This window comes from Amycolatopsis rhizosphaerae (assembly GCF_007713715.1).
GTDB lineage: Bacteria > Actinomycetota > Actinomycetes > Mycobacteriales > Pseudonocardiaceae > Amycolatopsis_E > Amycolatopsis_E rhizosphaerae.
The window spans coordinates 1-1,164 of record NZ_VJWX01000875.1 but is presented as its reverse complement, the minus strand read 5'-3'; the positions used below and the strand labels follow the sequence as shown (position 1 = coordinate 1,164).

The window sequence follows — 1,164 nt, the reverse complement described above, 5'->3', positions numbered from 1 at the left end:
GGTGGCGACAGCATCGCCCGGATGACGCTGCGCATGGTCGAGCAGATCAAGGGCCAGGCGGAGCAGGCGGCCGCCGCCCAGGGCGTCTCGCTGAACACGTTCATCTCCCAGGCCGTCCAGGGCGCCCTGCGCGGCGGGCCCTTCCCCGGCGGCGCCGGCGGCCAGGGCAAACCCGGTGAGCACGGGGGCGGTTCCCATCTGCACGGCTGGGTGCGGGGGTGACCGGGCCCGTGACCGAACCACCGGAGAGCCCGATCCGCACCCAGACCTTCCCCGCGCAGGGGCCCCTCGAGCTGGACGTGAACCTCACCAACGGCCGCGTCGAGATCCAGCTGACCGCGGACGAGGCCGAAGCCTCCGAGACCTTCGTCGAGGTCCGGCACCAGCCCGACTCCGCCGCGCCCTGGAGCGAGGGCGTGTCGAACCTGCTGAGCTGGGTCAGCGAACGGTTCGGTGACCAGCTGGGCAGTGAACTGCGGTCCACTCCGGCGGAGGCGCTGCGCCAGACCCGGATCGAACTGACCGGAAACCGGCTCGTCGTGCGCGCACCCAAGGCATTGCCGCTGCGCAACATCCCGCTCGCGGTCACCCTCCGCGCCGCCGCGGGCAGCCACGTCTCGGTGCGCTCCGGTTCCGCGAACGTCACCGTCACCGGCGCCTGCGGGCGCGCCGACATCATGACCGGCACCGGGGAGGTCCGGCTCGACCGGGCCGAGGGGGCCGCGGTCGTGCGCACCGGCTCGGGCGCCATCCGGCTCGGCCCGGTGCCGTCGGGACTCCAGCTGCACACCAGCAGCGGGGACGTCGAGGTTTCCTCCCTGGCCGGCTCGGCCACCGTGGGCACCGGGACCGGCGACGTGTGGCTGGGCACCTGTTCCGGGGAGATCCTCGCCCGCAGCGGCAGCGGGGACCTCTCGGTCGCCGACGCCGCCGAGGGCAGCATCGACCTGATCACCGGATCCGGGGAGATCCGGATCGCCGTGCGGCCCGGCGTGGCCGCCGAGATCGACCTGACCTCCAGCTCCGGCAAGGTGAACAGCGAGCTCGACGTGACCGCCGAACCGCCCGGGGGCGAGGTGCCCCTGCACATCACCGCCCGCAGCGGCTCCGGCGACGCCGTCGTCACCCGCGCCGTCCGGTGAGCGAACCGCGGTGGCCGCCGGA

At 74.1% G+C, this 1,164-nt stretch carries 2 protein-coding genes; both read left to right on the top strand.

Annotated elements, in window-relative coordinates; translation table 11 throughout:
• The coding region (locus tag FNH05_RS37575; RefSeq protein ID WP_144593567.1) for a toxin-antitoxin system HicB family antitoxin at positions 1–222 on the top strand (222 nt) is incomplete at its 5' end.
• Positions 219–1,142: a DUF4097 family beta strand repeat-containing protein gene (locus FNH05_RS37570; protein ID WP_425458539.1), complete on the top strand. Its 924-nt coding sequence runs from the start codon at positions 219–221 to the stop codon at positions 1,140–1,142. The genes FNH05_RS37575 and FNH05_RS37570, both read left to right, overlap by 4 nt.
• Positions 1,143–1,164 lie beyond the last annotated feature (22 nt).